An 18,451-nucleotide genomic window follows, 5' to 3' on the forward strand; every position below is an offset into this window, starting at 1 on the left:
GTCTGCTGATCCGCTGGGAGAAGCGCCCGCGTTCCTATCAGACCTTGTTGTGCTTGGCTTGTGCGCTCATTTGCTTTCAACAATGTGATCGCGTTTCCTCCTTGTAGGTTTTCGGATAAGTTCTATGTGGGAGTAATGAAAGGAGTAATGCTTGGCATTGCTCCTGGCGTCTCTTTTATTGATTTAACGCATGAGATTGCCCCACAAAATATTTATGCTGGCTCGCTGGCCCTGGCTGAGAGCTATCGTTATTTTCCAGCTGGTACCGTATTCCTCTGTGTGGTTGATCCCGGTGTGGGGAGTGCTCGTGCTCCCATTGCCATACATGCTGGTAACTGGTATTTCGTGGCTCCTGACAATGGTCTTTTGCATACGATTATTGAGCAGCAGCCAGTGCATGCGGTTGTACGCCTATCCAATCCTAACTATCATTTGAGTGCTGTCAGTTCCACCTTTCAGGGGCGAGACATCTTCGCGCCTGTGGCGGCGCATCTTGCCGCAGGAGTTCCGGTGCAAGAGCTAGGGGAGGCATTGGATGTGGCCCGCTTACAGCAACTGGACATTGTGCAGCCGCTGGTAAAGCAGGATCGGATCGAGGCGGAGATTGTGCATGTTGATCACTTTGGCAATCTGATTACCAATATTTCTCTCAGCTTGATTCCTGATTTCTTTACCCGTCCCGGTGTGCGACTCATGTTGCCAGCTCAGCAGGAGATGATCACGCAACGGCGCCGCTTTTTTGCCGAGCAACCCGACGATCCGACCCCATTTCTCTTGATTGATAGCTCAGGTGCCGTTGGTATCGCGGTATGTAACGGTTCAGCGGCTGATTTCTTAGGAGTGGGAAGTGGTGAATCTGTCACATTACTCTGGAATGAGGCGTAATATGTAAAGGTTTTCAATACGAGATAAAAATGGGCTCGGCCTATTTTTATCTCGCATTGAAACAAACTTTCCTTAGAGTTTGGGAGAAGTGTTCCGAATTTGTCTATTTCCACTTCTAAATAGTCCTGGAAGAATTGTTAGCTTGAGAGAAATATGCTATAATGAGCTTATACTCTATAAGACAATGGGGACTCACAGCAGTGGTAATGTGTGAGGACGGGGAATGTTCATTTAGTCGTAGCATTGTTCATCTCTTGCTGATACATGGAGTGAGAAAGGACCGCTTGAAACGACGCAACAGCAGCATCGCTATGATGCGCTTCTCAAGCTTATCCCATTGTATGCAACCTACGGGTTTGATAAAGAGTATCATCAACTTACATCTAAATATTATCCTCAGAAAAGTAGAAAGGGCTGGTTTTCTCGCTGTGTATGTCGAGCAAGATCCGGTCCTTTTGGTCTAATGGTCCCAACACACAGTATGTTGGCTCGTATAGGGGAGTAGTAGACATGCAGAAGATACTCTTAATCTAAGAACCTTGTAATCCTCTTCATCTTTCCCGATCACGTAATGCGTAGTCTGGTTCGTACACTGTAGCAACATTCAATGTGTAGTGTAGGAAGCGCGACCCAGGAAGGGCAATGACCCCAATCTTCATACACTGCTAGTTATATACAGAGAGGATGAACTATGGATCTGGTAAAGCGGTTAGAAGAATACCGGGACCGTGAGCGTGAGCTCATGTGGGAAGGAATATTCGCGGAGTACTTCGAGATTGCCAGTAAAAAGCCAGCGGTAGCTCGACTTTCTCATGAACGCATCTATCAAATGATCATGGACGCGGGGGTAGAGACAGCCCATACTGGTGAAACACACTACAAGTTTTTTCAAGATGAGATTTTTGGTATTGAAAAGCCCTTGCAGCAAATTGTGGATTATTTCCACTCGGCCGCACAGCGTCTGGAAGTACGTAAGCGCATCCTCTTATTAATGGGACCGGTTGGCGGTGGTAAGTCAACGATTGTCCACCTGATTAAACGTGGTCTGGAAGCCTACAGTCGTGTTCCAGAGGGAGCAATCTACGCAATTAAAGATTGTCCAATGCATGAAGAGCCTCTTCATTTGATTCCATACGAGCTACGTGGCGACGTAGAAAAAGAATTTGGCCTCTACATAGAAGGCGACCTGTGCCCCCATTGTCGTTACATGGTTGACACCCAGTATCGTGGGCGTATTGAAGAAGTGCCGGTGAAGCGCATCAGCTTCAGCGAAAAATATCGTGTTGGAGTGGGCACATTCACCCCATCGGATCCCAAGAGTCAGGATATCAGCGAGCTGGTTGGTGGTATTGACCTCTCCACGATTGGAGAGGTTGGTGTTGAAAGCGATCCACGCGCCTATCGTTTCGATGGTGAGCTCAATATCGCTAATCGTGGCGTGATGGAATTTGTAGAAATGCTCAAAACTGATGAGAAGTTTCTCTACGTTTTGCTAACCCTGAGCCAGGAGCAGAATATCAAGACCGGGCGCTTCAGCATGATCTATGCTGACGAAGTGGTTGTGAGCCATACCAATGAGCATGAATATCAGTCATTTGTGGGAAATAAGAAGTCGGAAGCGTTGCAAGATCGTATCATTCTGGCCAAGGTTCCCTATAATCTGCGTGTCTCGGATGAGGTGAAAATCTACGAGAAACTGCTCAAGCAGAGCGCCTTGCAGAATGTCCATATTGCTCCCTACACCTTGCGTATCGCCAGCATCTTTGCGCTGCTAACGCGTCTGGAACCCTCCAAGAAAGCCGGTATGAGTTTGATGAAAAAACTCAAACTCTATGATGGCGAAGATATGGAAGATTTTAAGCAGAAGGATGTACGTGAGTTGCAGGAAGAGGCTGTCCGTGAGGGTATGGATGGTATCTCTCCACGCTATGTCATTAATCGTTTGTCGAACGCTCTCATCAAAAACAATGTGACGTACATTAGCCCCATCGATGCTCTACGTGCTTTGCGAGATGGCCTGGATCAGCATACTAGTATCACGCGCGAGGAGCGCGAGCGCTATCTCAATTTCATCAATGATGCACGTAAAGAATACGATGAAATCGCCAAGAAAGAAGTCCAGCGTGCGTTTGTCTACTCCTACGAGGAGTCGGCTCACACGATGCTGAATAATTACCTCGATAATGTAGAGGCTTACTGTAATAAGACCAAGTTGCGCGATCCAATTACCGATGAGGAGTTGGAGCCCGATGAGCATCTAATGCGCTCAATTGAGGAGCAGATTGGTGTGTCGGAGAATGCCAAGCGTTCGTTCCGTGAAGAGATTCTGATTCGTATCTCCTCACTGGCTCGCAAAGGCCTGAGTTTCGATTATACCAGCCATGAGCGCCTCAAAGAAGCGATTGAGAAGAAGTTGTTTGCCGACTTGCGCGATGTAGTGAAGATTACGACCTCGACGCGTACCCCGGATAAAGAGCAGTTGCGCAAGATCAATGAAGTGGTTGAGCGCCTGGTGGCTGAGCAGGGCTACACCTATGAGAGCGCCAATGAACTGCTCCGCTATACAGGGAGCCTCTTAAACCGGTAAAATCAGGATGATCCGTGTCGAAAGTGTGCGGTCCCGTTGGATATTCAAGGGTGAATTTCTGACGGCGCAGCCACTTTCTTCACTATTGCCTCATGCGAGGAAGGAGCATCATCTATGTCTGTCTCCCAACATGATTGGTCATTGCATCGCAAAGGTCAGGTTGATCAGGAGCGCCACAAGGAGAAGATCCGCGAGGCGGTCAAGAAGAATCTGGGGGAGATTGTAAGCGAGGAGAATATCATTCTTTCCGATGGGAAGAAGACGGTACGTATCCCTATTCGCTCCCTGGAAGAGTATCGTTTCCGCTATGATTTTGGGCGTCAGCAGCATGCCGGTCAGGGGACCGGGAAGAGTAAAGTTGGCGATGTCGTAGCCCAGGAACCACGACAGGGCAAGGGCAAAAAAGGGGAGGCCGGTAAGGACGCTGGTTACGACTATTATGAGGCTGAAGTCTCGATGGAAGAACTGGCCGCCTTGATTTTTGAGGATCTGAGCCTGCCGAATCTTGAACAGAAGCGGCAGCAGGAGATGCAGACCGAGGCTGTCCGCTTTACCGATGTGCGCAAAAAAGGAGCCATGGCGAATCTGGATAAGAAGCGCACCATCATGGAGAATATCAAGCGGAACGCCGCCAAAGGCGATGCATCATTTAAAGATATCCGCTCCGATGATCTGCGCTTCAAAGTCTGGGAACCAACGATTAAATATCAATCCAACGCAGTTGTGATTGCCATGATGGACGTGTCTGGATCAATGGGCGAGTTTGAGAAGTATATTGCGCGCAGCTTTTACTTCTGGATGGTACGTTTCTTGCGTACCAAATATAACAATGTAAAGATTGTCTTCATCAGTCATCACACCGAGGCTAAAGAGGTCACAGAAGAAGAGTTCTTCCACAAAGGCGAGAGCGGCGGCACCCAGGTTTCCTCGGCCTATGAGTTGGCGTTACAGATCATCAAAGAGCGTTTTGATCCCAACGATTGGAACATCTATCCTTTCCATTTCTCTGATGGGGATAATCTCCCCTGGGATAATGATCGTTGTGTGCAACTGGTCAATAAGCTGATGGAGCAGTGTAACATCTTTGGCTATGGCGAGATTCGTGAGGGACATTATCGCTCACCCAGTACGCTGATGTCGGCGTATAACAAGATCAATGACAAGAAGTTCATCCCTGTTACCATTTCCGATAAAAAAGAGGTCTATCCCGCGCTGCGTAAGTTCTTTGCCCAGCGTGATCCTGTGCCAGTCAGGTAGAGTCAGGAGTTTCTTACATGATTGATCATGTTGCTACCAGTGACATTGAAAACCTGCGCGATGGTATAGATGCAGCCTGGGAAGAGGCGCGCCGTTTCGGCCTGGACCCATTCCCGACCCATTTTGAACTCGTTCCCGCTTCTATTATGTATGAGTTTGCCTCCTATAGTCTGCCTGGACGTTTTAGCCATTGGACGCATGGCAAAGCGTTCTATCGACAAAAGATGCAGTATGACCTGGGCCTGAGCAAAATCTATGAGATGGTGGTCAACACTAATCCCAGTTATGCTTTCCTGATGGACATGAATAGTCTGTTGCAAAATACTTTTGTGGCAGCACATGTCTTTGGTCATACCGATTTCTTCAAGAACAACGCGTACTTTCAGCATACGTCCCGGCGTATGATTGATAAGGCCAGCATTCATGCCGAACGTATTGCTAAATATGAGTTCGATCATGGTAAGGATGAGGTCGAACGCTTCCTGGATGCGGTCCTCTCGATTCAGGAGCATATCGACTACAATCTTTTGCTGCAAAATGAAAATACCCCAGAAAGTGAAAATGCTGTCACCACCGCCAGCACGGCTTATGATGACTTATGGGATTTCGATGATAAGGCGAAAAAAGCTGAGGAGGAGCGCGAGAAGCGTCCTGGCAAGCCTGTGAAGTTTCCTGAGAAACCCGAAAAAGATCTCTTGCTCTTCCTGATTCGCCATGCGCCGAGCCTTGAGCCATGGCAGCGGGATGTGATTGAGATTGTACGCAATGAGATGCTCTACTTCATTCCTCAGATGCAAACGAAGGTTATGAATGAGGGATGGGCCTCAATCTGGCACTCGCGTATCATGCGTGAACTGGGTAATAAAGAGGTCATCTCAGACTCTGATACAGTCGAGTTTGCACAACTCCATTCGGGCGTGCTCACCCCATCCCGTACCTCGTTGAATCCTTACTATATCGGATATAAGATTTTTGAGGATATTGAGCGGCGCTGGGATAATCCCACTCGTGAAGAGCAGGATCGCCTGGGCCGCAAACCAGGTATGGGACGGCAGAAGATCTTTGAAGTGCGGGAACTCGATAATGATGTTTCGTTCCTGCGTAACTATCTGACCGAGGATCTGGTCAAAGATCTGGATCTCTACCTCTATAAAAAAGAGGGCGATGACTGGGTGATTGCTGAGAAAAACTGGCAGAAGGTGCGCGATTCTATTGTGTCCAGCATGACAAACTTCGGCCATCCCTATCTGGTCGTGGATAATGGGGACTATCATGGCAATCGCGAGCTTTACCTGATGCATCTCTTTGAGGGGCAGGAACTCGATCTGGGCTATGCTGAAAAGACCTTGCAACATGTCTATATCCTCTGGGGGCGTCCCGTCCATTTAGAGACCGTGTTTGAGGGCAAGCACATCCTCATGACCTATGATGGAGAGCGCAATAGCAAGAGCTCACTAGAAAAATAAGCCCGCTTACTGGTGATCCTGATTGATAGCATATCCGAAGCCTCAAATGAGAGATTTTGGGTATGCTATTTTCTCTGCTCATTCCTGCCACCGGCATAGTGATATAATCAGAGTCGTACTTCATGGTAGTGGAATGGCAAAGGGTGTCAGTGTACTAGTTGGGTAGGATAGAAAAATGACAGTGTTTCAGGAGGCTCTGAGGCAGGGAACGCAGATGTTGACTCAGGCTGATATTCCCGGTGCTCGCCTGGATGCGCAGCTCTTATTAGGCTCTGTTGTAGGGATGGATCGAGCTCGCCTGTTGGCTTATCTGGATCAGGAATTGACTCCTGTGCAGGAGCAAGATTATTTTGCGTTACTACAGCGCCGTTGCTCTCATGAGCCGATAGCGTATATCCTGGGGCAGCGCGAGTTTTATGGGCGGGATTTCTCTGTGGATTCACGCGTACTCATTCCACGTCCAGAGACGGAACTATTAGTGGAAGTGGCCTTGACTGAGATACGGGCGCGCCTGGCGCGGGATCAGGTGCCTGTTGTGGCTGATATTGGCACGGGTAGTGGTGCCATTCCAATTACGCTCTGCCTGGAAGAGGCTGGCCTCCCCTCGATCTATGCCTGTGATGTTTCTGCTGATGCGTTGAGCATGACCAGGCGCAACTGTGAGCGTCATCATGTAACCGAGCGTGTGCGTTTATTAAAGGGCGATTTGCTTTCCCCTCTGCCAGAACCGGTGGATGTGTTGCTGGCAAATTTGCCGTACGTCGGGTTGGATGAAATGCATGCGATGAGTCAGGATGTGCTGGCCTATGAACCACATCTGGCTTTGTTCAGTGGCCCACATGGGCTAGATCTCTTGTATAGGCTATGCAAAGAGGTGTATCTATCTGGTACGCTAAGAGTTGGAGGCACAATGTTACTGGAGATCGGTTATCAGCAGTGTGAGCCGTTGACCCATCTACTGCATGAGCTCTGGCCTCAGGCTACCGTGACCTGCCGGAAAGATTATGCCGGTTGGGATCGCTTGATTCAGCTTTCGCTTTAGCCACTGATGACGCTATTTCACAATTGCAGTGTTGATAATTACGTTGTCAATAGCGTTTATGCTTATGAAATATGTTTGATAAAACAGGTTGCTACGAAGCTGGCGACTTTCGTAATATCCTGTTGATGATATGGGCGGCTCCAGTATATGGATTGTCATACATATGCTGTGCCGACTGAAACTCACCACTCTGGGGGGACTTGTTCATGGTACTGGCGCGTCTATTTCCCAGCCAGCCGCTCTTCTTTCTCTTCTCTACCCATATGTTCAATCAGGACCACCCCACGGTGAACCTGATGTTATTGGTGGCGGGCAGCGTCTGTGCATTCTTAGCTTCCTATGTGTTGTTATATGGCGTAGCTTTCGTGAGTCGCAAATACCATTTGATCCGACAAGCGGAGCCCGGTCGTACGCAGGATAAGGTTCCTCGTCTGGGTGGGGTGGCTATCTTTCTGGCCTTTGTGATCTCTTCCTTGATTTTTTATATCAATAATGGAGATTTACAAGCCAAAGAGAAAACGGTGTACTGGCTGTTTCTGGCTGCCGCAACCCTGATTGTGGCCGTGCATGCCTATGATGATGTACGACCCCTCAAACCATTACCCAAATTATTGGCGCAGACCATCGCTGTGATTATTATCATGGGTCCTTTCTTGAATGGGCAATTCAACGGGGTTCTCTTATTTGGTTTCAGTAATCCTTTTCAATCCTTCTCTTCCGGCTTCGTTCCGCATGGCACCATCGTCAATATCTTTATCCATAGTACCGCTATCCGCTGGCTGGCTATTCCGGCCGTGCTGTTTACATGGTTCTGGATGGTGGGGATGATGAATACAGTCAATTTGATCGATGGATTGGATGGTCTGGCGACCGGGGTGGTGGCAATTACGGCCATTTTTATCGCTAGTACCAGCTGGCTGCTCAATCAATATACGATAGCCGTCCTGGCCGGGATTTTTGCTGGAGCGGTCCTGGGATTTTTGCCTCATAACTGGAATCCAGCTCGTATGTTTATGGGGGATAGCGGTTCGCAGTTTCTGGGCCTGGCATTGGCTGTACTATCGATTATGGGGGGCGCAAAGATTGCCCTGGCCTTGATGGTGTTGGGTGTGCCGATTATGGATGTTGCGATTGTTATCATTAATCGCCTGCGTCGTGGACAACATCCTCTCCACTATGATCGAACGCATCTTCACTATCGTCTGCAATCGACCGGCTTAAGTGCCCGGCAGATCTGTTATATCTTCTACGGCTTGACTATTCTCTTTGGCTGTCTGGCTATGAGTTTTGGACACTTCTTCAAGCTGATTGGTATCGCCCTGGTGATGGTGACAATGGCCGCTTTAATTACCTGGATCGACGCACGCCAGCGCCGCCGGGGTCTGCCTATCAAGCTGGATAAGTCCGATGTGGGTGTAGCCGGAATTGCTGCTGAGCAGAATGAGCAATTCACAGAGACAGCAAAGACCGAGATCACCACTGAAACTACATTGCCTGACAAAAGTGTTTCTGCCCCTGATATCAGTAAAGAGATTGTTCATTCTACCCCCACTTCAGGCCAACAATCCTCCTCGTGATTCAGATATATGTACTATTGCTTTTAACAATTATACATATACAAAACTATCATGACTGGCATATTATATAGGGGGAAGGACGCATTTTTGAGGATTTGTAAAAAATGCGTCCTTCCCCCTATATAATATGCAGCATATAGCTCAGTTAAATTTTTTATTAAAACAGATTGTTGTGCTAATGCTACAAAAAGTGAAATATAAAATGTCTATTTATCCTATTATAATAGACAAGCAACCTTCTATATAGGTATGCTTTTAGTATGTCTGAGGAAGATCTGTAAACGTTGCAGATTGCGTTCCCATCGCTTTTTGTCTGGATCGTTATTTCTTATCTATCAGAATCGGTGCAGAGGAGTAAGCCTATGCGTTGTCCTCGTTGCGGATTCAACGTTGCATCCTTGAGTAGTCAATGTCCACAATGTGGATACATTTACAATGTTTCTAGTTCTATGAAATCAATGCAACCTATCGCATCGACGAGATTATCAAATGCTCCCGAGGTGGTTGAATGGTCGTTAATGCGAGGGGATACCCTGCGTGCTGGTCGTTATCGCTTGCTTGAAGAAGTGACATTGCCAAGAAATCAGCAATGGCAAGGTAGTGCCTGGTTGGCATTGGATAGCCAGGGAACGCGAAGCCGCGTTTTGCTCCATAAATTGGATTTTCTCATACGTATTCCTGACAAAGCGCCAAGGATGATTGAAGCTATGAGGAATCGTATGACTCCTTTATCCAGGCATTCCAGCGCTACAGTACTGCTGGATATCTTTCAAGAAAAAGAGATTTACTACGTTGTTCAGCCATATCCTGCTGGCATCAGTCTCGCGCTTTTGATGCAAGAGCAAGGCGGAGCTCTGCCGGAAAAGGATGTCGCGGAGTATGGGCGAGAGTTGTGCGGCTTCCTGACCGCCCTGGCGCGCCAGCAACAGCCAATTGTGCATGGAGCAATTAGTGTTGATACGATCGTTATTTCTCCTGATCATCATGCTTCACTAGAGTTCCTATCCCTTTTCCCACCCTTAAAAAATTCTCAGAGCGAGAGCGCCATATCCAGTTATGCTGCACCTGAACAGACGCGAGGAGGGGATATACAGCCCTCTTCCGATCTTTATGCGTTAGCTGCTACTATGCACCATGCCGTGACTGGATTTGACCCTCGTGAACGTATGGTCTTCTTCTATCCACCCGCTCGTCGTCTGAATCCTCTGGTAAGTGTGGGGATGGAGACTATTCTGGCTCGTCAGTTGCGCTTTTCTATTTCCCAACGCTACGCACGTCCAGAGGATATGCAAACGGATCTGGATGCATTGATCGTTTCCTATCCTTCAGAAGAAATGATTGCGGCATCAAAGTCGGCTTCTCTAATGCAGAGTACTGGCGCTTTGCAAGTTCTTCCGCAGAAAAGCAAGCGAAACACGATCCTGGCTATCAGTGCCGTCAGTATTGTACTGGTCATTCTGCTGATCTTTTTGATCCCTTTCCTATCTAACCGCATGGTTACCATGCAGAGCGCGGATGCCACTGCGACCAGTGTTGCTCAGGCCAGTTTTTACCATAATGCCTTAGATAAGCAACTGGTAACAGAGCTGCAGAGCTATCAGCAAAAGGGTATTGGCCTCAGTGATGGTCGTCTGGTCTTTGATACATATACAGGACGTGTGGATGTATCCTTGAAAAAACAGGCGGCTACCGCACTCCAGTCAGGAAATATGAGTGCGGCCGTCGATTTTCTCAATCAAGCTGTCAACTCTGATCCTATTGATGGTGAGGCGCAGATTTACAATGAAGATTTGCATATTCTTCAGCACAATTCTCCTTATGTTACATTAGCTCTGGGTTTACCGGTGGCTAACAGCTCGCTCTATCTCGGTAATGTACGTGAGCAATTGGAAGCAGTCTATCTGGCGCAGCATGAAGCCAACACCAATAATCTATTGCCAGGCGGGCTCAAGTTGCGCATCATCATTGCGAATTCTGGCTCAAGCAATAGCAATGTGGCGACGGTTGCGCAATTTATCGCGAATCGTGTCTCCAATGCTGGAAATCTGGATCATTTGATTGGGGTCATTGGTTGGTATAATAGTACCCAGACAGTAGATGCACGCGATATTATCAGTAGTGTTCATTTGCCAATTATTGCTCCTACCGCCTCCAGCGTAAAATTGAGCGGTTCCAGCCCATATTTTTTTCGCATCAGTCCCGCCGATGATCGGCAGGGTGATGTATTAGGTTCGCTACTGATTAATAATCTGAAGGCAAAGCACATTCTTGTCTTCAGAGATCCAACCGACTCCTATAGTGTCTCATTATCCAACGCCTTTGCCAAACGCGTGCAGGCGCTGGGTGGTTCTATGGTGCAACAAATCTTTAGCGAGAATCAGACGACCGTGGCGCAGTATCAACAGATCATTACCGATAATGCGAATAGTTCCACTCCGGCGGATGCTGTTTTCATGGCTGGTTTTAATGTGGATGGGGTGCGTCTGGCGCATGCTGCAGGCGAAGCAGCGCGTGCTATGCCCGATAGTGCATCCTTGCACAATCTCAAGGTTGTAGGTGGTGATGATTTTTATTCTGTCTTGTTGTTGGGGCAGGGTGGTAGCGCGGACGCATCATTGGCATTGAATTATCCTCAAGATATGCGTCGGCTCATTTTTACGACCTTTGCAGATGCGGGAGAGTGGCAACAATTCAATATTCCACAATCTCATTGGCCGCAACTCTTCCAGGATTGGAAGTCGATCTATCAAGGCTCTGCCACAGGAACGAATGCTGCGACCCCGACTTATAAGGGCTTGATGATCTATGATGCCGTTGGTGTGGCTATCCATGGCGCGTCCTTAGTGCATGATGGCACCATTACCGGCGATCGATTGCAGTCCTCCCTGCTCAAGCTAGGGACCGGGAGTGTTGCCGCCTACCAGGGCATTAGTGGACAGATTCGTTTTGATGCCAGCACGCATAATCCCGTTGATAAAGCGCTGGTAATCTTAACGGTGGGGACGGATGCCAATAATACCAATAAGATTGTCATCCAACAAGTGCTGGGCACATTCCGTGTGTAGCCTTTCATGAGTTTTCGTACCAATGGTGCTCAAACCAATTTTTAGTGTGTATTGCTGTAAATATGCATAGCATATTTACAGCAATACACACTAAAAAGGGCGCAGGCACCTGCCAGCGAGTAGTGATATCCCTCCGCTATCGAGCATCAGGTGTTTTGTTCTGTTAGTTCGGAACCGCCGAGAGGACCTGTTTGGACTTATGCTCGCTCTCTTCACGCAGCATCCGTTGCAGGAAATGCCCCGTGTAAGAGATTGGATTGTCCGCAACCTCTTCTGGCGTGCCTTCGGCGATAATCCGACCGCCGCCATCGCCTCCTTCTGGTCCTAAATCGATCAACCAGTCCGCGCTCTTGATGACATCAAGATTATGCTCGATAACGACAATCGTATTGCCATTATCGACCAGGCGTTGTAATACGCTCAGCAGGCGATCCACATCCGCAAAGTGCAGGCCAGTAGTTGGCTCATCCAGGATATACATCGTGCGACCAGTGGCGCGTCGTGACAGTTCTGTCGCCAGTTTGACGCGTTGTGCTTCACCACCTGAGAGAGTAGTAGCTGGCTGCCCCAGACGCATATAGCCTAATCCGACATCGTACAATGTCTTCATCTTATTCTGGATTGAGGGTACATTCGAGAAGAAGTCCAGGCTCTCCTCTACCGTCATATTCAACACATCCGCAATTGTTTTGCCCTTGTAATGAATCTCCAGAGCCTCACGGTTATAGCGTTTGCCCTGACAGATTTCACAGGGAACATAGACATCCGGCAAGAAGTTCATCTCGATCTTGACGATGCCCTCACCCTTACAGGCCTCGCATCTACCACCTTTGACATTAAACGAGAAGCGGCCAGCCTGATAGCCTCGAATACGCGCTTCGGGCACCTGGGCGAACAACTCGCGGATAGCTGTAAAGGCATTGGTATAGGTAGCGGGATTAGAGCGTGGAGTACGTCCAATCGGTGACTGATCAATGTCGATGACTTTATCCAGGTTCTCAAGCCCCTCAATGCTATCATGTTTGCCGGGTTTGTCGTGGGCGCGGAAGAAATGCTGTGACAGCTTCCGATACAGGATATCGGTGATCAGGGTACTCTTGCCCGAGCCTGAGACGCCAGTGATGGCGACAAATTTGCCCAGAGGAATCTCTGCATCGATATTCTTTAAGTTATTTTCTTGTGCGCCCTTGATGGTCAGGAATTGTCCATTGCCTGGACGGCGCTTTTCTGGGACCTCAACGCTGCGCCGGTGGGCCAGATAGTCGCCGGTCATAGAGTTAGTATTGGCAACAAGTTCTGCATAAGTACCGGCGGCCACAACGTGTCCACCATGCTCACCAGCACCGGGACCAATATCGATAATATAATCGGCGGCCCTCATGGTATCTTCATCGTGCTCTACCACGATCAGCGTATTGCCTAAATTGCGTAGGCGCTCAAGCGTATGGATCAGGCGTTCATTATCGCGTTGATGCAGTCCAATGCTGGGCTCATCCAGGATATAGAGTACACCCATCAGGCCAGAACCGATCTGAGTTGCCAGGCGGATACGCTGAGCCTCACCACCAGAAAGACTGGCGGCGGCACGGTCCAGCGTCAGATAATCGAGTCCAACATCAAGTAGGAACTGGATGCGGGCGCGAATCTCTTTGAGTACCTGACGAGCAATAAAGCGTTCCCGTGCGGTCAGTGCTGTCGTCAGGAGCGGCCCTTCCTCTGGAATCGGAGTCAGGGGATCACCAAGCAGTGAACCATTGCCATTCACCTTTTTGCTTTTACTTTTCGCTACCACATGTGTAATGGGTGGTACGACCGTGCCTGAGCCTTCCTCAAGCTCATGGAAGAACTTCTGAGCCCGTGAAATGGGCAGTCTGGTGACCTGCACGATATTCCGTCCACCGATGGTCACCGCCAGTGCTTCGGGCTTTAAACGGGCCCCATGACAATCTGGACAGATGCGAGCCGACATATAGCTCTCAATATCCTCACGTACTCCCTCGCTCTCCGTCTGCTGATAGCGGCGCTTCAGGTTCGGGATAATCCCTTCAAAGTGGGTGCTATACGTGCGTGTATTGCCGTGCTGCGGTGTATAACGAATGCTCAAAGGCTCTTCAATTCCATAGAGCAGTATTTTTTTGACCTCTGGACTCAGCGTCTTCCAGGGAAGATTGAGATCAAAATTGTACTGTTTGGCAAGCGCCTCCAGGGTTGCGGTATGCCACTGGCTCCCATTGATCACCTTATTCCAGGGGGCTATTGCTCCCTGCAAGAGACTCAAATCCGCATTGGTAACGATCAGTTCGGGATCAATTTCTAATTGTGTGCCGAGGCCAGTGCAGGTCGGACACGCACCATGAGGACTATTGAAGCTGAAGGTACGCGGCGCGATTTCTGGCAGACTGATATTACAATAGACACAGGCAGCCGTCTCCGAAAAGAGGATTTCTTCTCCATCGATGATCGAGACCAGCACGATTCCATTGCCCAGTTTCAAGGTTGTTTCCAATGAATCTGAGACGCGTTGTCGGAAAGCCTGATCCACATCTTCATGAAGCATCTCAGGAATAGCGGGTTCTTTCACGCCATCATCGCTGGTATGTGCTTCCTCGGCTGCATTCACCTCATAGAGGGCGGGAGCCTCGGCAACCAGCCTGAGCGGCGCGCTACCATCATTATGTCCTGGCTCCTCAAGCGTCTGATGCTTCTGTTTGCGAATGACCAGGCGATCAACCACGACCTCAATCGTATGTTTCTTTTGTTTGTCGAGGTCGATCTCATCACTTAAATCGCGGATTTTGCCATCGACACGTACGCGCACATAGCCTGAGCGGCGCATATCCTCAAAGATATTTTTATATTCGCCCTTACGACCCTGTACCAGTGGGGCTAATAGCATCAGGCGTGAACCTTCTGGCAGACTGAGGACCGCATCCACAATCTGTTGTAAAGTCTGCTGACTTACTTCGCGCCCACAATTAGGACAATGCTGATGTCCGGTACGTGCATAGAGCAAACGCAGGTAGTCATAAATTTCAGTGACGGTTCCTACTGTTGAACGAGGATTATGTGTGGCCCCCTTTTGATCAATGGAGATAGCGGGAGAAAGGCCCTCGATGTGTTCTACATCGGGCTTATCCATTTTATCGAGAAACTGTCGTGCATATGCTGAGAGGGATTCAACATAGCGGCGCTGGCCTTCTGCGAAGATAGTGTCAAACGCCAGGCTACTCTTGCCTGAACCGGAAAGGCCGGTGATCACCACGAGCTTATCTCGTGGGATGGTCACGTCGATATTTTTAAGGTTGTGCTCACGGGCACCACGGACCACGATTTTATCTTGGGGCATACTCTCAATCCACCCGTACTAACTGCTAATTTTGTATAAATACAAAGGAAATACAAAGACAAACGCTGTCTCGAGCCACCAACTGGTCGCCAGGGTCTTGTTTTTTTGTTTGTGGGTATGGCTGGTATTGGGACGCGGTACAAACAAACGTTCCATATACCCTACTACACTTGTTCTTATGACGTCAAGAGGTCATAGGTCAGATCATCAAGAGGTAGCCTGCTATTGCTCTCAGACGTAGCGATGGTTTGTGGAAAATGCCATATCTATATGCATGTTATTGACGTATGATCCTTATCTGCGGCACAATCAGGGTAAGAAGTAGCGGCGCAAAATACGAGGGTGGATGGATTGCTGCAGTTTCTTTGTAACAGGAAGAGTTTGGGTCCGTATACATATACAGACATCGAATCTCAGTGGAAATTGGTAGTAGGAAGGTTCATCGGATAGATATAATGGAAAGGGATGGCCCGTGAGTCCTGTGCATCCTGGAGTTTCCTCTGGGTTTTCCTTTACATGATAGTGTTGAATGTATGCCGCGGTGACATAGGTGAATGGTTTGAAAGAAGAAAAACGGAACGACAAGCAATATCGCCTCATCCGAGAGATTATCGAGACGATTATTTTGACTATCTTGATGTTTGTAGTGATCAATCTGGCGATTCAGAACTACGACGTGGATGGTCCCAGTATGGAACCAAGTTTACATAATCAAGAGCGGATTGTGGTTGATAAAGTATCATACCATTTTCGCAGCCCCTCACGTGGTGATGTGATTGTATTTGTCGCCCCACCAGATCCTGCGCTCGATTATGTCAAACGGATCATTGCGCTACCTGGCGATACCTTAACGATCAAAGGCACAACAGTTATCGTTGACAATGCGGTACTCAAAGAAACGTATGTGGCAGATGGGTATCAGGGGAATCCCTACCAACCGATCATCAATCAACGGGTACCGGCCAACGACTATTTTGTGATGGGTGATGATCGCAAGAACAGTTCAGATTCACGCGATTGGGGATTTGTCCCACGGCAAAATATCATTGGCCGTGCCACGCTAGTCTATTGGCCGTTAGGACTGTCCAATAGCGGGTTCTTGCCTGATGTTTCTTCGGTATTCGCAGATGTACACACAAAAGCGACAAAAGCGAACATCTCAGCGGCCCCTGTGCCATTGAAAGGTAGTACTTTTGACACAGATGGCATGGTATTGTTCGCTATGCCCGGGTTTTTCCTGGTATGCTCAAGGTGTCGTAAGCAGAGTTGACACACGTTGCTACTCAATGAGTGTTTTGTGAGTGTGGTTTTTAGCTGCCAGGACTAACATCAATGGGCCTGGTTGAACACGGTGGTTCGCCTTGACCGTGAGTTCAAAGGAAAATCGTTGGATTTAGAATTTGATTTTGAAAAGCGATATCGTCTTGTTCGTGAAATTATAGAGACACTGGTTCTGACGGTTTTGATGTTTCTCGTGATCCGTCTTGCAGTCCAAAATTTTAACATTGATGGCATGAGCATGGAGCCCAGTTTACATAATCAGGAACTGGTGATTGTAGACAAATGGTCCTATATTTTTCATACGCCAGCGCGAGGGGATGTCATCGTCTTTGTTGCGCCACCCAATCCTGCACAGGACTATATCAAGCGTGTGATTGGTTTGCCGGGAGATGTGATTACGATCCAGAATACGCAGGTGATGGTGAATGGTAAAATGCTCTCTGAGGCGTATGTAGATCCCATGCGTCAGGGAAATCCTTATCAGCCAATCACCAATATGCGTATTCCCCAGGGGGCCTACTTTGTGCTTGGTGATAATCGCGGTGGCAGCTCGGATTCGCGTGACTGGGGGTGCGTGCCCAATCAGAACATTATTGGACGGGCAGCTGTCGTCTACTGGCCATTAGGGAAGGATAACAATGGTTTTCTGCCAGGCGTTTCCTCTACCTATACTGGGATCGCAAAAACTCCCACCATCCCCAGTACCAGTGTCTGTATGATCCGCCATACCCAACCTGCTACCGCCGGGAGTGGGGCTGGAACGGCGTCTGCAGTGCCTACTGATAATCATTCCAGTGCGCTCAGCACAGCATCTATGCTGCTCCTGCCCTGTGCCGCCGTGGGATGTAGCCGTCGGAAACGTCGCTCAAAACCAGCATCTAACATGATAAAGAAACAGACAGAATAATCCTGGTATCCCATAAGAACTGGCAACAAAAAGAGAGGGGCTCCAATAAGCGAGCCCCTCTCTTTTTGTCGCCAGCTCAGGATCATCCCAGGGTGAGACTCAATTGCTGGTTTTTGAGTTGCACACCACGAATGGTTTTGCCCAGTTTGTTCTGGGCATCACTAAAATGCTTATTAAGCAAGGTTGTCATCTCATCCGGCGACATAATCAGACCCAGCACTCCTTCGACATTGACATTCTTTGCCACAAGGCGCTCATTGCTGTTCAGTGCGGGCGTAATGTCAATCGCGCTGGCATAGCCATAGAGGGTGAATGAGAGTCGAATCCTCTGGCTGGTAATAGTGGTATCTGGATTTTGTACGGGATTCGAGGGTGCCAGGTTCCCGACGATCAGGTTGTTGATCGTATTTTCGCTAATCGGTACCGTCGCGCCAGCTGGTAACAGGTCGATGAGTTGGGTTGGTAACTGATTAACCACGGAACCCAGTGCTCGATCTAATTGTGTTTCGGCCATGTTATGGGCGTATGGGCGGATGATAAAGATCCAGGCTCCGCCAAGAATGAGCAGTAATATTATAAGTACTGAGAGGCAGCCTATGAAACAGCCACCTCTACTCCGTTTGCGGCGTCCTGAGTTTGTCCGATCTGATGCTGCATTGATAACGGCTGGAAGCATTTGGGACCCTTTCGTCGTTCTATTTAACTTATAATAGAGTAACGGCTCAGACTGCTGCAATGGTGACAGCATTCCTGCATGATATGGTTCTACATCCTCTATTCCTTCCACGAGCTCTGGATGGGCGATTGTTTCCAGAGGTACAGGCTGTGTTGGCAACAACTCCGGCGTAATCTGCGCCGAGTCGGTCTCCGCTATCTGCTCTGTTCGTGGAGAAAGTACACTGGCATAGGTATGGAGAGGATTGATCTCTGTAAGCGTGGCTGACTGGTCAGCAAGAGGCGAATGTAGTGATAGGGTTGATTCATCTGCTGAAGCGGTCAGTGCTGGCTCTGGCTGCTCCTGTACTTCTACTGGCATCC

General features: G+C 48.7%; 11 protein-coding genes. 9 read left to right on the plus strand and 2 right to left on the minus strand.

Annotated features, from left to right (window positions below):
* Window positions 1–126 precede the first annotated feature (126 nt).
* From F1593_RS20120 to F1593_RS20150, 7 genes are all read left to right on the plus strand, one after another.
* Complete coding sequence (locus F1593_RS20120) at window positions 127–885, plus strand: SAM hydrolase/SAM-dependent halogenase family protein (RefSeq protein WP_268907077.1); 759 nt, start codon at window positions 127–129, stop codon at window positions 883–885.
* Window positions 886–1,576: 691 nt separating this feature from the next.
* Window positions 1,577–3,472: a PrkA family serine protein kinase gene (locus F1593_RS20125; protein ID WP_149403361.1), complete on the plus strand. Its 1,896-nt coding sequence runs from the start codon at window positions 1,577–1,579 to the stop codon at window positions 3,470–3,472.
* A gap of 114 nt (window positions 3,473–3,586) precedes the next feature.
* Window positions 3,587–4,729, plus strand: coding sequence for a sporulation protein YhbH (gene yhbH, locus F1593_RS20130; RefSeq protein WP_149403362.1), 1,143 nt, complete (start codon window positions 3,587–3,589; stop codon window positions 4,727–4,729).
* A 17-nt stretch (window positions 4,730–4,746) separates the two neighbouring features.
* On the plus strand, window positions 4,747–6,195 hold the full coding sequence (locus F1593_RS20135) for a SpoVR family protein (RefSeq protein WP_149403363.1): 1,449 nt from the start codon (window positions 4,747–4,749) through the stop codon (window positions 6,193–6,195).
* A gap of 175 nt (window positions 6,196–6,370) precedes the next feature.
* The gene (gene prmC, locus F1593_RS20140; RefSeq protein ID WP_149403364.1) at window positions 6,371–7,237 is read left to right on the plus strand and encodes a peptide chain release factor N(5)-glutamine methyltransferase; all 867 of its coding nucleotides are present in this window, start codon (window positions 6,371–6,373) and stop codon (window positions 7,235–7,237) included.
* 206 nt (window positions 7,238–7,443) lie between these two features.
* Window positions 7,444–8,814: an MraY family glycosyltransferase gene (locus F1593_RS20145; RefSeq protein ID WP_149403365.1), complete on the plus strand. Its 1,371-nt coding sequence runs from the start codon at window positions 7,444–7,446 to the stop codon at window positions 8,812–8,814.
* Between the two features lie 449 nt (window positions 8,815–9,263).
* A complete protein-coding gene (locus F1593_RS20150; RefSeq protein WP_172632284.1) occupies window positions 9,264–11,879 on the plus strand; it encodes an ABC transporter substrate-binding protein in 2,616 nt (871 codons plus the stop codon).
* Window positions 11,880–12,042: 163 nt separating this feature from the next.
* Here F1593_RS20150 and uvrA read toward each other — a convergent pair whose 3' ends face one another.
* Complete coding sequence (gene uvrA, locus F1593_RS20155) at window positions 12,043–15,225, minus strand: excinuclease ABC subunit UvrA (RefSeq protein ID WP_149403367.1); 3,183 nt, start codon at window positions 15,223–15,225, stop codon at window positions 12,043–12,045.
* 559 nt (window positions 15,226–15,784) lie between these two features.
* Between uvrA and lepB (F1593_RS20160) the strand changes: the two genes are divergently transcribed.
* Window positions 15,785–16,495 (plus strand): signal peptidase I, encoded by a 711-nt coding sequence (lepB, locus tag F1593_RS20160; protein WP_149403368.1) that lies wholly within the window; start codon window positions 15,785–15,787, stop codon window positions 16,493–16,495.
* A gap of 117 nt (window positions 16,496–16,612) precedes the next feature.
* Complete coding sequence (lepB, locus tag F1593_RS20165; protein ID WP_235932641.1) at window positions 16,613–17,413, plus strand: signal peptidase I; 801 nt, start codon at window positions 16,613–16,615, stop codon at window positions 17,411–17,413.
* A gap of 82 nt (window positions 17,414–17,495) precedes the next feature.
* Here lepB (F1593_RS20165) and F1593_RS20170 read toward each other — a convergent pair whose 3' ends face one another.
* Window positions 17,496–18,449, minus strand: coding sequence for a hypothetical protein (locus F1593_RS20170; RefSeq protein WP_149403369.1), 954 nt, complete (start codon window positions 18,447–18,449; stop codon window positions 17,496–17,498).
* Between the last annotated feature and the right edge of the window lie 2 nt (window positions 18,450–18,451).

The sequence above is a fragment of the Dictyobacter arantiisoli genome, assembly GCF_008326305.1.
Classification (GTDB): domain Bacteria; phylum Chloroflexota; class Ktedonobacteria; order Ktedonobacterales; family Ktedonobacteraceae; genus Dictyobacter; species Dictyobacter arantiisoli.

Bases quoted from the DNA above. Each gene is read 5' to 3' on its own strand.
- F1593_RS20125 (WP_149403361.1), top strand. From the start codon at position 1,577: ATGGATCTGGTAAAGCGGTTAGAAGAATACCGGGACCGTGAGCGTGAG.
- yhbH (WP_149403362.1), top strand. From the start codon at position 3,587: ATGTCTGTCTCCCAACATGATTGGTCATTGCATCGCAAAGGTCAGGTT.
- F1593_RS20135 (WP_149403363.1), top strand. From the start codon at position 4,747: ATGATTGATCATGTTGCTACCAGTGACATTGAAAACCTGCGCGATGGT.
- prmC (WP_149403364.1), top strand. From the start codon at position 6,371: ATGACAGTGTTTCAGGAGGCTCTGAGGCAGGGAACGCAGATGTTGACT.
- F1593_RS20145 (WP_149403365.1), top strand. From the start codon at position 7,444: ATGGTACTGGCGCGTCTATTTCCCAGCCAGCCGCTCTTCTTTCTCTTC.
- F1593_RS20150 (WP_172632284.1), top strand. From the start codon at position 9,264: ATGAAATCAATGCAACCTATCGCATCGACGAGATTATCAAATGCTCCC.
- uvrA (WP_149403367.1), bottom strand. From the start codon at position 15,225: ATGCCCCAAGATAAAATCGTGGTCCGTGGTGCCCGTGAGCACAACCTT.
- F1593_RS20170 (WP_149403369.1), bottom strand. From the start codon at position 18,449: ATGCCAGTAGAAGTACAGGAGCAGCCAGAGCCAGCACTGACCGCTTCA.